General features: G+C 58.3%; 13 protein-coding genes. 6 read left to right on the forward strand and 7 right to left on the reverse strand.

Annotation, left to right across the window (positions count from 1 at the left end; translation table 11 throughout):
- Positions 1-2: 2 nt before the first annotated feature.
- Complete coding sequence (clpX, locus tag CLV87_RS20550; RefSeq protein WP_099249221.1) at positions 3-1,265, forward strand: ATP-dependent Clp protease ATP-binding subunit ClpX; 1,263 nt, start codon at positions 3-5, stop codon at positions 1,263-1,265.
- Here clpX and CLV87_RS20555 read toward each other — a convergent pair.
- Complete coding sequence (locus CLV87_RS20555) at positions 1,262-2,380, reverse strand: glycosyltransferase 61 family protein (RefSeq protein WP_166652811.1); 1,119 nt, start codon at positions 2,378-2,380, stop codon at positions 1,262-1,264. The genes clpX and CLV87_RS20555 overlap by 4 nt on opposite strands.
- A gap of 93 nt (positions 2,381-2,473) precedes the next feature.
- On the opposite strand from CLV87_RS20555, the gene CLV87_RS20560 reads away from it, so the two are divergent.
- The 4 genes from CLV87_RS20560 (at position 2,474) to CLV87_RS20575 (ending at position 4,187) form a co-directional block, all read left to right on the forward strand.
- Positions 2,474-2,839, forward strand: a complete 366-nt coding sequence (locus CLV87_RS20560) for a RidA family protein (RefSeq protein WP_099249225.1) — start codon at positions 2,474-2,476, stop codon at positions 2,837-2,839.
- Between the two features lie 108 nt (positions 2,840-2,947).
- On the forward strand, positions 2,948-3,331 hold the full coding sequence (locus CLV87_RS20565) for an NADH:ubiquinone oxidoreductase subunit NDUFA12 (RefSeq protein WP_099249227.1): 384 nt from the start codon (positions 2,948-2,950) through the stop codon (positions 3,329-3,331).
- A gap of 47 nt (positions 3,332-3,378) precedes the next feature.
- The gene (gene mlaD, locus CLV87_RS20570; RefSeq protein WP_099249229.1) at positions 3,379-3,834 is read left to right on the forward strand and encodes an outer membrane lipid asymmetry maintenance protein MlaD; all 456 of its coding nucleotides are present in this window, start codon (positions 3,379-3,381) and stop codon (positions 3,832-3,834) included.
- On the forward strand, positions 3,831-4,187 hold the full coding sequence (locus CLV87_RS20575) for a DUF2155 domain-containing protein (protein WP_099249231.1): 357 nt from the start codon (positions 3,831-3,833) through the stop codon (positions 4,185-4,187). The genes mlaD and CLV87_RS20575 overlap by 4 nt, the downstream gene beginning before the upstream one ends.
- Here CLV87_RS20575 and aat read toward each other — a convergent pair.
- The 3 genes from aat to accB form a co-directional block, all read right to left on the reverse strand.
- Complete coding sequence (gene aat, locus CLV87_RS20580; protein WP_099249233.1) at positions 4,151-4,786, reverse strand: leucyl/phenylalanyl-tRNA--protein transferase; 636 nt, start codon at positions 4,784-4,786, stop codon at positions 4,151-4,153. The two genes, CLV87_RS20575 and aat, sit on opposite strands and share 37 nt — an antisense overlap.
- A 390-nt stretch (positions 4,787-5,176) precedes the next feature.
- Positions 5,177-6,529 (reverse strand): acetyl-CoA carboxylase biotin carboxylase subunit, encoded by a 1,353-nt coding sequence (gene accC, locus CLV87_RS20585; protein ID WP_099249235.1) that lies wholly within the window; start codon positions 6,527-6,529, stop codon positions 5,177-5,179.
- An 11-nt stretch (positions 6,530-6,540) separates the two neighbouring features.
- Positions 6,541-7,044, reverse strand: coding sequence for an acetyl-CoA carboxylase biotin carboxyl carrier protein (gene accB / locus CLV87_RS20590; protein WP_099249406.1), 504 nt, complete (start codon positions 7,042-7,044; stop codon positions 6,541-6,543).
- Positions 7,045-7,205: 161 nt separating this feature from the next.
- On the opposite strand from accB, the gene CLV87_RS20595 reads away from it, so the two are divergent.
- Complete coding sequence (locus tag CLV87_RS20595) at positions 7,206-8,717, forward strand: class I adenylate-forming enzyme family protein (RefSeq protein WP_099249237.1); 1,512 nt, start codon at positions 7,206-7,208, stop codon at positions 8,715-8,717.
- Here the strand turns inward: CLV87_RS20595 and CLV87_RS20600 are convergent.
- The 3 genes from CLV87_RS20600 to CLV87_RS20610 form a co-directional block, all read right to left on the reverse strand.
- A complete protein-coding gene (locus CLV87_RS20600) occupies positions 8,663-9,190 on the reverse strand; it encodes a hypothetical protein (protein WP_099249239.1) in 528 nt (175 codons plus the stop codon). The genes CLV87_RS20595 and CLV87_RS20600 overlap by 55 nt on opposite strands.
- 91 nt (positions 9,191-9,281) lie before the next feature.
- Complete coding sequence (locus CLV87_RS20605) at positions 9,282-9,965, reverse strand: hypothetical protein (RefSeq protein ID WP_099249242.1); 684 nt, start codon at positions 9,963-9,965, stop codon at positions 9,282-9,284.
- The gene (locus CLV87_RS20610) at positions 9,941-10,495 is read right to left on the reverse strand and encodes a hypothetical protein (RefSeq protein ID WP_099249244.1); all 555 of its coding nucleotides are present in this window, start codon (positions 10,493-10,495) and stop codon (positions 9,941-9,943) included. The genes CLV87_RS20605 and CLV87_RS20610 overlap by 25 nt, the downstream gene beginning before the upstream one ends.
- Between the last annotated feature and the right edge of the window lie 272 nt (positions 10,496-10,767).

Consider the following 10,767-nt stretch of genomic DNA (forward strand, 5'->3'; position numbering starts at 1 on the left):
ACATGGCAACGAATTCTGGCAGCGACAGCAAGAATACCCTCTATTGCAGCTTCTGCGGCAAGAGCCAGCATGAGGTGCGCAAGCTGATCGCAGGCCCCACGGTTTTCATCTGCGACGAATGCGTCGAACTCTGCATGGACATCATCCGTGAAGAGACCAAAGGCGCTGGGCTGAAATCCTCCGAAGGGGTGCCAACACCGCAGGAAATCTGTGATGTTCTCGATGATTACGTGATTGGTCAGGGCAAGGCCAAGCGCGTGTTGTCGGTGGCCGTGCACAATCATTACAAACGTCTGAACCATGCGCAGAAATCCAGCGATATTGAACTGGCGAAATCCAACATCTTGCTGATCGGCCCAACCGGCTGTGGTAAGACGCTGCTGGCTCAGACCCTGGCGCGCATTCTGGATGTGCCCTTTACCATGGCGGATGCCACCACGCTGACCGAGGCGGGCTATGTCGGTGAAGATGTGGAAAACATCATCCTGAAATTGCTTCAGGCGTCGGAATACAATGTCGAACGCGCACAGCGCGGCATCGTCTATATCGACGAAGTTGATAAAATTACCCGTAAATCGGAAAACCCATCCATCACCCGCGACGTCTCGGGTGAGGGGGTTCAGCAGGCCTTGCTGAAACTGATGGAGGGCACAGTTGCCTCGGTGCCGCCGCAAGGTGGGCGCAAGCATCCGCAACAGGAATTCCTGCAGGTGGACACCACCAATATCCTGTTCATCTGTGGCGGTGCGTTTGCTGGTCTGGATCGGATCATCGCGCAGCGCGGCAAAGGTTCGGCCATGGGCTTTGGCGCGGATGTCCGCGACGAAGATGCCCGCGGCGTTGGCGAGATTTTCCAGGACCTCGAACCAGAGGATCTGCTGAAATTCGGGCTGATCCCGGAATTTGTCGGCCGTTTGCCGGTTGTGGCAACGCTCGAGGATCTGGATGAAGACGCGCTTGTCACCATCCTGACCAAGCCGAAAAATGCCTTGGTGAAACAGTATCAGCGCCTCTTTGAAATGGAAGAAGCCGAGCTGAAATTCACCGAAGATGCGCTGTCGGCCATCGCCAAGAAAGCCATCGAACGTAAGACCGGTGCGCGCGGGTTGCGCTCCATCCTCGAAGGCATCCTTCTTGACACCATGTTTGAACTGCCGGGCATGGATGATGTGGCCGAGGTTGTCGTCAATGACGAGGCGGTGAACTCCGATGCCAAGCCATTGATGGTACACGCAGAAAAAGAAAAGGAAGAGGCGGCGAGCTAAAGCTCCTCCTCTTCCATCGAACCCGTAGGGGCGAGCGGCACATCGCTCGCCTTTTTCTTTGCCTCCTCCAGGGCCTGCGCACTCGGGTCATCCCAAGTTGGACCGTCGACAAACCCGTTCTGCGCCAACAGGTGATGCGCGGCGGCAAAGTCCAATTCGCTCAGCCACAGGCGCGCAACGCTTTCGTTTTCCGGCACCCAGCTGCGATGCAGCGTGTTGACCAGAACCGGCTCAATCCCGGCAAAGCTGCGCACGTGACGCAGCAGGAAACCAGTGGCTTGCGACACGCGGCGCGCCACGACGGCCAGTTGCTGTACGGGCCGCGCCACCATGGCAAACAGATGGATGGCACTGCCTTCTGAGGCGATGACCTGCCGCGCCGCCTTGTACCGTGCGACTTGCGTTTTCAGATCATGGGCTTGCGGGTGAAAGATCTCGTACCCCTGATCGGCCAACAGACCGTCCAGATGATCCTCGCAGAGCAATTTCCCGCGCCCGCGCCCCAGTTTTGAGCGGCTGATATAAAGCTTTTCCGGCCCATCCGGTGCGATATCTTGCGCAAAGCGGCTTTGGAAAAACGTGCGGGCGTAATCTGTGCCCTCAATGATCTGCCCCAGCCCAAACCCCTGACCGGGTACATACAGCTTGTCCACGCGCAACGGGCGATCGGCCTGATAGACACGATGCACCCCAGCCAATTCAAAGAAATCACGATGAAACGGTTCCGGGGCAAAATCAGCGCCGGGGCTTTTGGGAATGAACAGAACCCCTTCGATGGGTTCCGGCAGATTGCCAAGCGGCCAGAGCCGCCCCGAGCTTTCCACCAGGAAATGGCCAAAATGACGAAACAACACCCCGCCCCACAACCAAGTGCCCGGCAGGCGCGGCAGCTTGCCGTCGGGCGCATCCGGTTTCACGGTCAAAGGTCGCGCCTTGCGCCAATGCGCCCCTTGGGCACAAAATGACCCGTTTTCCCGCAAAACCCCCGCCTCTTGCACAAATCTACGTTCACTCGGCGGGATCACAGTGGCGTTGCGTAGGATCTCGACCTGACGTGACCAGCCGCCATTTGGATCCGGCTTGCGAAAGGGTTTGTTGATCACGGGTGCAGACATATTGCGCTCATTAAGGGGTGAATTCACCATGGCATCCTGCACCTGAATGAGGCAAGGATAAGCCCGATCTATGAAACGAACAGGGTGTTAACCATGAGCATCAGACGCATTTCCTCGGGCGGCGAATTCGAAGCCAAAATCGGCTATTGCCGCGCTGTCGTGGCCGGTGGCTTTGTCCATGTGGCGGGCACGGTCGGACAGGGCGACACGGTTGAGGAGCAGTGCAAATCGGCGTTGGAGATCATCGAGAAAGCGCTGGCCGAGGCCGGTGCCAGCCTCGCCGACGCGGTGCGGGTGAATTACTACCTGCCGGATCGTCACGAATTCGAACCTTGCTGGCCCATCCTGTCGGCGGCCTTTGGCGATAACCCGCCCGCGGCGACCATGGTGGAATGTGGTCTGATCGACCCGAAATTCCGCATCGAGATCGAATTGACCGCTCTGGCCCCCTCGGTCTGACGAATTTTCAGCGAAAATTCGAGCAGCTTCGCGCCCTGCGGCAGCCGGACCACTGGACCTTTGGGCGCGATTTCGCCATATAGGCGTTTAGAGAAACAGGAGTCGTCCATGAGCATTCTCAGCAAGATTCTGCGCGTTGTGACCTGGTGGAACGGCGGCACGCTGACCACCGTGCTTTACACGCGTCGCAAAGGCGTCAAAGTTGGCGAAGATGAGCAGGGCAATGTGTTCTACGAATCCCGTGACGGCAAAAAGCGCTGGGTGATCTTCAATGGTGAGGTCGAGGCCTCGCGCATCAGCCCCGATTGGCATGGCTGGCTGCATCACACCTTTGACGAACGTCCGGGCGACAAGGGGCTGGCGCACAAGACCTGGGAAAAGCCGCATCAGGAAAACGTCACCGGCACCGCGCTGGCCTATGCGCCTGCCGGGTCTCTACGCGCTGCCGAACCGGCGGATCGCCGCGATTATGAGGCCTGGAGCCCTGAGTAAGTGCGGCTCTTAAACGCATAAAGCATCCCCAGAATAGGGAACCTGGCATGAGCCATTCAATGAGTGAAGTTTTGGTTGGCGGCGGCGTATTGGCCGCCGCTTTGGCTTTTGGCCTCTATACGGTGCAAAGCACCGGGTTCAGCATGGGCGCAAGCTCGGGCTATGATCTGACGGCCTCTTTCCGCTCGCTTGAGGGGGTGAATGTTGGCACTGATGTGCGTCTGGCCGGGGTCAAGATCGGCACCGTGTCCGATATTGCGCTGAACACCCAGACCTATCGCGCCGACACCACCGTGACCATCAATGGCGGCATCGAAATCCCCGATGACAGTGCGATCATCATCGCGTCCGAGGGGCTCTTGGGCGGCAATTTTGTGGAAATTTCCCCCGGCGGTTCCCCTTTCTTTTTTGCGCCAGGGGATGAGATCCTGGATACGCAAGGGTCTGTCAGCCTGTTGACCCTGTTGCTGCGCTATGTCGGCGGAGAAGGGGATAGCGAATGAAACGGTTTCTTTGCGCACTTGCGGTTTTGGCGACGCCCGCATTGGCCCAAGAGGCGGTCAATCCCGGCAATGGCGCGGTGTTGCGCGCCTTGGACAAGCTGAACGCCAAGGTTTCGGACATCACGCTGTCCAACGGCGCACGCGAGACCATGGGCCTGATCGAGGTGTCCTTGCGCGAATGCCGCTACCCCAAGGGCAACCCATCGGGTGACGCCTATGCCTTTCTGACAATCCGCGAGGCCGGGGTGGCCGAGCCGGTGTTTCGCGGCTGGATGGTCGCCTCATCCCCGGCGCTGAATCCGCTGGATCACCCGCGCTATGACGTCTGGGTGTTGCGCTGCACCACATCCTGACCGCAAGCCGCCAGAGGCTGGGACAGGATGTCGGCCTCTGCTTGCAGGGCGATGGACAGGCGGGCGTGATAGGTGTCGCGGCCGATCTCTTGTCCGCCGAGACTGGCCAGATGCGGCGTCAGAAACTGCGTATCAAACAGGGTGAACCCGCAGCGGTTCAGCAGATCAACCAGCCAGGCCAGTGCGATTTTTGAGGCATCGGTGCGGGTGGAAAACATCGATTCACCGCAAAAGGCACGTCCGACGCAAACCCCATAGACCCCGCCAACCAAGTCCTCGCCCATCCAAACCTCCAAGGAATGGGCGTGGCCCAAGTCATGCAGCTCAGTATAAAGCCGGTGGATCTCGCCGCTGATCCAGGTTTCTTGCCGGTCTGCGCAGCCTTCCAGAACCGCGCCAAAAGCCTTGTTCAGTGTCACAGTGTAATCATCACGGCGCAGGCGTTTTGCCAATGAGCGCGAGATGTGGAACCCGTCCAAAGGCAACACGCCACGCAATCGCGGATCGACCCAGAACAGCTCGGGGTCGTTGCGATGTTCTGCCATGGGAAACACGCCGGATCGATAGGCATGCAGCAGAAGATCGGCGGTGACGGTCATGGTGCGGCCTGTGGTTGCGCGGATTTTCCGGGAAAACAATCAGAGCCGCGCGCCAAGGGCAACCCGCTTTTGCATTGCCCGAAAATCAAAACGGCGACCCGAAGGTCGCCGCCTAGGGCCTGTGGACAATCAGCATAGATCATCAGTTTCAGTCCAAAATTGCTCAGTTTTAGGCATTTGAGCGCAGCACTAGCGGGTAATGTGAGCGAAAATAACGACGAAATGGGCAATTTTGGCGAAACAGCAAAGCTGCGCGGCCCATTTTGCCTCTGCCTTCGTCGATTTCCTCTACCGATCAACCAGATCGCTGCGGGAAAATCGCCTCGTCAATGGCAAAATGGGTCTCGCGCTGATGATTTATGGTGATTGTCCACAGGCCCTAGTTTTTGACTACTGGTCCAACCCGCCAGCATCCAGCCATTTCTCCAACCAGTGAATATTGTATTCCCCGGTATGGATGTCCTTTTCCTGCAAAAGCGCATGGAAAAGCGGCACGGTGGTCTCGACCCCGTCAATGATCAGCTCGCCTAAGGCGCGGTTCAGACGGGCCAAGGCCTCGGTCCGGTCGCGGCCATGCACGATCAGTTTGCCGATCAAGCTGTCGTAATAGGGCGGGATCTTGTAGCCATCGTAAAGCGCGGAATCGACCCGCACACCCAATCCACCCGGCGCGTGATACTGGGTGATCTGACCGGGGCAGGGGGTAAAGTTGGGCAGACGCTCAGCGTTCAGGCGCACTTCGATGGCGTGGCCGTTGATCTCAAGGTCTTCCTGCTTGAAGGACAGCGGCAGGCCCGCAGCAACGCGGATCTGTTCGCGCACCAGATCGACACCAAAAATGCCTTCGGTCACCGGGTGTTCCACCTGCAGGCGGGTGTTCATTTCGATGAAATAGAACTCGCCCTTTTCATAAAGGAACTCGATGGTGCCTGCACCGGCATAGCCCATTTTGGCAACCGCATCGGCACAGGTTTTGCCAATGGCCGCGCGTTCTTCGGGCGTGATGCAAGGGCCAGGGGCCTCTTCGAACACTTTCTGGTGGCGGCGCTGCAGCGAACAATCACGTTCGCCCAGATGCACCGCATTGCCCTGACCGTCACCAAAGACCTGGATCTCGATATGGCGCGGGGTGGTCAGGTATTTTTCGATATAGACTTCGTCATTGCCAAAGGCGGCCTTGGCCTCGGACCGAGCGGTCTGAAAGGCAATGGTCATCTCATCGGCGTTCTGCGCAACCTTCATGCCGCGCCCACCACCACCGGCGGTGGCTTTGACGATCACTGGATAGCCGAATTCCTCGCCGATTTTCAGCGCTGCCTCGACATCGGGAACGCCACCTTCGGACCCGGGAACGCAAGGAACCCCCAGCTCTTTCATGGTGTCCTTGGCGGTGATTTTGTCACCCATCATCGAAATATGCTGCGCTGTCGGACCAATGAACTTCAGGTCGTGGTCTTCGACGATCTGCACAAAGCGCTGGTTTTCCGACAGAAAACCATAACCCGGATGGATCGCTTGCGCGCCGGTGACTTCGCAGGCGGCAATGATCGAGGGGATCGAGAGATAGCTATCCGCGCCCGGTGCCGGGCCAATACAGATGCTTTCATCGGCCATGCGCACATGCATCGCATCCGCATCTGCAGTGGAATGCACTGCAACCGATTGAATGCCCATTTCGCGACAGGCGCGCACAACACGCAGGGCGATTTCGCCCCGGTTGGCGATCAGGATTTTGTCAAACATCTCGCGGCCCCTTATTCAAGGATGACCAGCGGCGCGCCAAATTCCACCGGAGCACCGTCTTCGACCAGGATGCGCTTAACGGTGCCCGCTTTCGGCGCGGGGATGTGGTTCATGGTTTTCATGGCTTCGACGATCAGCAGCGTGTCGCCTTCTTTGACTTGAGTGCCGACCGAAATGAACGACGGCGCGCCGGGCTCGGCCTGCATATAGACCGTGCCAACCATGGGCGAGGTCACAGCGCCGGGGTGGCTGGCAGGATCTTCTGGCACATCTGCGGCGGGTGCAGCCGCGGCCGGGGCGGCAGCAGGTGCAGGGGCCGCAGCAACCGGAGCAGGCGCGGCCATAGGGGCAGCAGCGGCAACGGTCACGTTTTGTTGGCGGCTGACCCGAACATTCAGACTGTCATCTTCGCCGTATTCACGCATGACCTCCAGTTCGGTCAGGTCGTTTTCCTGCAACAGTTCCGCCAATGCCTTGATAAAGGCTACATCCGAGTCGTGGTTTTTCTTACTCATGCGTTCCTCGCCATTCCCGAATAACGCCACGACTATCTGCCGCAACGTCGCTTTTTCCCGCTTATAGGGCAAGCTTTGAGCGGTGAAAAGCAAAGCTGACATGGGATTGCACTTGTTTTGCGTCAAGGTTTTAATCGCAAAGTGTTTGGGGGAGGGATGTTATGAATATTGCGCATTGGCTGGCGCGGCAGGCGCAAATCGCGCCGGATCAACCGGCTTTGCATCTGGGAACAGAGCCCGTGGCCGATTATGGCGGGTTTGACCGGGCGGCGCGGTGTTTTGCAGCGGCGTTAAGCGCGCGAGGAATCGCTGCGGGGGACCGGGTTGCGCTGTTCATGAAGAACGTGCCCGACTATCTGATCGCCCAATACGGGGCCTGGTATGCCGGGGCTGCGGTGGTTCCGATCAACGCCAAGCTGCACCCGCGCGAAACCGCCAGGATCCTGGAAAACGCCGGCGCGTCTCTCTGTGTCACCAGTCCGGGGCTGAGCGATGGTCTGTCCGATCTCACCGCCGTGCCCCTGGTCGAAACCGGCGGCGAGGGTTGGGACGAGATGCTGGCATATACGCCTACGCCCGAGATCTGCTTTCGCGCGCCGGATGACCTGGCCTGGCTCTTTTACACCTCAGGCACCACCGGGCGGCCCAAAGGTGTGATGATGACCCACCGTATGCTGATGGTGATGAGCGATTGCTACCAATCCGATATCGAACGGGTCCGGCCGCAAGATGCCGCGATCTATGGCGCGCCGCTCAGCCATGGGGCCGGGATCTATAATATGATGCATGTGCGGGCCGGAGCGCGGCATGTCTTCCCGCCTTCTGGTGGCTTTGACCCCGCTGAGGTGCTGGATCTTGCCGCCCATTTCGGTGGCGTACATATGTTCATGGCTCCGACCATGGTGCAGCGCCTGACCCGCTTTGCCAAAGAGGCTGGGCGCGACGGGCAAGGGCTGCGCAGTATTATCTACGCGGGCGGACCGATGTATAATGCCGATATTATCGAAGCGGTGGACCATTTCGGCCCGGTTTTTGCGCAGATTTACGGGCAGGGCGAATGCCCGATGGGCATCACCGCGCTGCCCCATGCCTTTGTCAGCGATCGCAGTCACCCGCATTGGCGCGACCGTCTGGGCTCGGTCGGGCGGGCGCAATCCGCGGTCGAGCTGCGGATCGCCGATGAAGCGGGGCATGACCTGCCCGCCGGAATGGTGGGCGAGATCATGGTGCGCGGTGACACGGTCATGCCCGGCTATTGGCAAAACCCCGAGGCAACCGCCAAGACCCTGCGCGATGGTTGGCTTTGGACCGGGGATATGGGGATGATGGACGCCGAGGGCTTTGTCACCCTCAAGGATCGTTCACGCGATATGCTCATCTCGGGCGGCAGCAACATTTATCCACGCGAGGTCGAAGAGGCCCTGTTAGAGCATCCTTTGGTTTCTGAGGTTGCCGTGATCGGTCGCCAGCACCCCGAATGGGGGGAGGAAGTCGTGGCCTTTGTCGTCACAAACGCCAATGTGGACGAGGCAGCGCTGGATGATCACTGCCTCGCCCGGATTGCCCGCTTCAAGCGGCCAAAAACCTATCTGTTTGTGCCTGAACTGCCCAAGAACAATTACGGCAAAGTGCTCAAGACCTCGCTGCGTGAGAAACTGGCGGCCTCTTCATAGGCTGGCAGGGTCGGGGCAGGCGTGTCCATCGCCGGGTCCGGGTCATGACTCGGGCCCTCAGCAACGGGCAAGCCCTGACTTGTCTCCAATTCGACAGGTTTACCTGTGGGGCGCAAATCGGGCAGCTCTGACGGCGTCTTTTCTCGCGTATCGGCGCGTTCCGCTTCCAAGCGCTCGGCCATGGCGGGCGTGGTTGCCTCCAGCTCTTGCGCCTGTTCATCCAGGATCTGACTGATCTTCAGCTGCATGATACTGGGCGGCGCAATATGCTCTTCGGGGATCGGCTCGCCATTGACGGCCTTCCAGAAATTGCCGGGCGTCTGCCCGCGGGTCAGTGCCGCATCAGGATTGCGCGCCTGATCCAGCGGTTGCACTTTGGTGGTCGGTTTCTCTGGGCGTTTTGCTCCGGGGAGGCCATGGGGGTGCCCCGTGGCCAGCGGCGCAATCCATAAGGAAGGGCCTGTAGGTTGCATTGTCGTACTCCATCCAGCACGCCCCCACCGGATTAAGTTATCATATTATGACCAATATCGCAGCCAGATGGCGCAAATTGGAAGTATTTTCCTACTGAGTGGTTAACGGCGGCGATCCATCCCCAGTGCAAAAATGAACTGCCAGATAGGGAGGGATCAGTTCTATTTCCTTTGGAACGTCTTCGCCAAAAGTTGTGGTGTCCATATTGTTGTTCGCACGCCCGCGGTTGTATGCGCCATGCCACTCCAGAAGATATTGGTTGTCGCCATCTACGTCTTTCGTGTCTGCATTCAGGCTGATTGAATGATGATCGTTCCAAACGACCTCATGCTTGTGTTTGGGCAGGTTTCCTTCGCTGATGAGAAAACTCTCGTTGCCACCTTCGAAGGCTCGCCATCCTTCTAGTGTTCGAGAGGCGAACGGGGTGTAGGAGCGAAGCTCTGGGTTGCCTGTGTCTCCGGCACCTGCCAAAAAACGACCCCGCGCGGGCAAAAACTCCACCCAGTTTCCAGTCAACTCGTTGCACGGTATCATTGAGGCCACGACAAGAGAGGCACCATTTACAGACGCATTCTGTTCAATGGTTTTTAGTCGTGCTTCGATATCGTCCAATTTGTTTTTGTACAAACCAACGCATGCCATGGCTTTGCGCAGGTCCGACCCCTTATTCGGGCTCAGCTTGTCACAATCGGCCATTGTAACCGTTTCCTGAGCCGCCAATGCGCCGCCCCCAAGGGTCAAGGCAATGATCAATCCGGATGTTTTGAATAGCATAATGCCCACCTTTCCGGGGTGTCCTCCCCGCTTGAAATGCAGTCTTGAAATGACGTTGTACCGGATGGGAACAGGCCTGCCACCTGGCTTATAACCGGCCAGAGCCAAAGGGCCAAAAGCACCAAAAGGACGATCAGCAGAAACCAGAGCCAGAGTTTTGACGGGCGCCTCGGTGCCCGGATATTGGTTCCTACAGCAACATCTTTCGCTTTTTGAGGCTGTGTCAGCGGAGGTAGGTAGAAATAGGCAGCGTCCCCTTCGCCTCTGAGATGTTCCACCTCCATCGAAAAAAGGATTTGGCGCAGGCGGGCATGGGAAAAATCCTCGGAACTGTCATCGAAGATAAACAGTTTCTTGCGGATCGCTCCAAATGAACGTCGCCGCTTTGGATAGTCCGGGTCGTCAAAAACTTCACGGATTGCAAGCTTGACCTTGTCTTGAAATTCAAGACGTTCCTGTTCGGCCTCCCCCTCGCGCGCCGCGTCGCGCAGCTTTTCTCCGACAGACAAAATGTCCTGGATCGCACCCATGGCAAAACTCTAATGAATCATAAAATCCATCTCAGAATACACGTTTTGCGGGCGCGATCAAAAAAGGCGGGGAAAGCCCCGCCTTTTCTGGTTCTCTCAGCCGCCTGTTAGCGGTTCATTCGGTTCTCGATCAATTCATCCACGACACTCGGGTCAGCGAGTGTGGATGTGTCGCCTAGGCTGCCGTAGTCGTTTTCGGCGATTTTGCGCAGGATGCGGCGCATGATTTTGCCGGAGCGGGTTTTGGGCAGGCCGGGGGCCCATTGGATCAG

The sequence above is a fragment of the Pelagimonas phthalicica genome (assembly GCF_004364805.1).
In the GTDB taxonomy this organism is placed as follows: Bacteria; Pseudomonadota; Alphaproteobacteria; order Rhodobacterales; family Rhodobacteraceae; genus Pelagimonas; species Pelagimonas phthalicica.

What these genes read in the sequence shown, in the direction of transcription:
- accC (WP_099249235.1), bottom strand. Translation starts at nt 6,529, where the DNA reads ATGTTTGACAAAATCCTGATCGCCAACCGGGGCGAAATCGCCCTGCGT.
- aat (WP_099249233.1), bottom strand. Translation starts at nt 4,786, where the DNA reads ATGACCGTCACCGCCGATCTTCTGCTGCATGCCTATCGATCCGGCGTG.
- clpX (WP_099249221.1), top strand. Translation starts at nt 3, where the DNA reads ATGGCAACGAATTCTGGCAGCGACAGCAAGAATACCCTCTATTGCAGC.
- CLV87_RS20575 (WP_099249231.1), top strand. Translation starts at nt 3,831, where the DNA reads ATGAAACGGTTTCTTTGCGCACTTGCGGTTTTGGCGACGCCCGCATTG.
- CLV87_RS20600 (WP_099249239.1), bottom strand. Translation starts at nt 9,190, where the DNA reads ATGCAACCTACAGGCCCTTCCTTATGGATTGCGCCGCTGGCCACGGGG.
- CLV87_RS20560 (WP_099249225.1), top strand. Translation starts at nt 2,474, where the DNA reads ATGAGCATCAGACGCATTTCCTCGGGCGGCGAATTCGAAGCCAAAATC.
- CLV87_RS20605 (WP_099249242.1), bottom strand. Translation starts at nt 9,965, where the DNA reads ATGCTATTCAAAACATCCGGATTGATCATTGCCTTGACCCTTGGGGGC.
- CLV87_RS20595 (WP_099249237.1), top strand. Translation starts at nt 7,206, where the DNA reads ATGAATATTGCGCATTGGCTGGCGCGGCAGGCGCAAATCGCGCCGGAT.
- mlaD (WP_099249229.1), top strand. Translation starts at nt 3,379, where the DNA reads ATGAGCCATTCAATGAGTGAAGTTTTGGTTGGCGGCGGCGTATTGGCC.
- CLV87_RS20555 (WP_166652811.1), bottom strand. Translation starts at nt 2,380, where the DNA reads ATGTCTGCACCCGTGATCAACAAACCCTTTCGCAAGCCGGATCCAAAT.
- accB (WP_099249406.1), bottom strand. Translation starts at nt 7,044, where the DNA reads ATGAGTAAGAAAAACCACGACTCGGATGTAGCCTTTATCAAGGCATTG.
- CLV87_RS20565 (WP_099249227.1), top strand. Translation starts at nt 2,948, where the DNA reads ATGAGCATTCTCAGCAAGATTCTGCGCGTTGTGACCTGGTGGAACGGC.
- CLV87_RS20610 (WP_099249244.1), bottom strand. Translation starts at nt 10,495, where the DNA reads ATGGGTGCGATCCAGGACATTTTGTCTGTCGGAGAAAAGCTGCGCGAC.